Origin of the sequence: Nocardiopsis protaetiae (assembly GCF_045446735.1) — a bacterium.
GTDB lineage: Bacteria > Actinomycetota > Actinomycetes > Streptosporangiales > Streptosporangiaceae > Nocardiopsis > Nocardiopsis protaetiae.
In genome coordinates this window covers 1-503 of the sequence record NZ_JBJJBV010000577.1, presented here as the reverse complement: position 1 = coordinate 503, position 503 = coordinate 1, and the positions used below count along the sequence as shown (strand labels likewise).

1 rRNA gene is annotated in these 503 nt (G+C 58.3%); it reads right to left on the bottom strand.

The window, feature by feature from the left end:
- Positions 1-503 (bottom strand): 23S ribosomal RNA (locus ACJOT3_RS34745); the annotation flags it as partial.

Below are 503 nucleotides of genomic sequence, written 5' to 3'. Positions count from 1 at the left end.
GACATGGGTAGATCACTCCGCTTCGGGTCCACAGCATGCGACTCAAACGCCCTATTCAGACTCGGTTTCCCTACGGCTACCCCACCCGGGTTAACCTCGCCACACACCATGACTCGCAGGCTCATTCTTCAAAAGGCACGCCATCACCCAACCCGAAGGCAGGCTCTGACGGCTTGACAGCACACGGTTTCAGGTACTATTTCACGACCCCTCACCGGGGCACTTTTCACCTTTCCCTCACGGTACTAGTGCACTATCGGTCACCAGGACGTATTTTGGCTTAGCAGGTGGTCCTGCCAGATTCACACGGAATTTCTCGGGCTCCGCGCTACTCGGGGACAGCGTCCAACACCTGACCAGAACCTTCACCTACGGGACTCTCACCCACTCCGGTACCGCTTCCCAACGGATTCAGCTAGCTCTGACCACAAAGTGCTCCAGGTCGGCAGACCCGGACAGACACGCCCCACAACCCCGCACACGCAACGACTGCCGTCTATCAC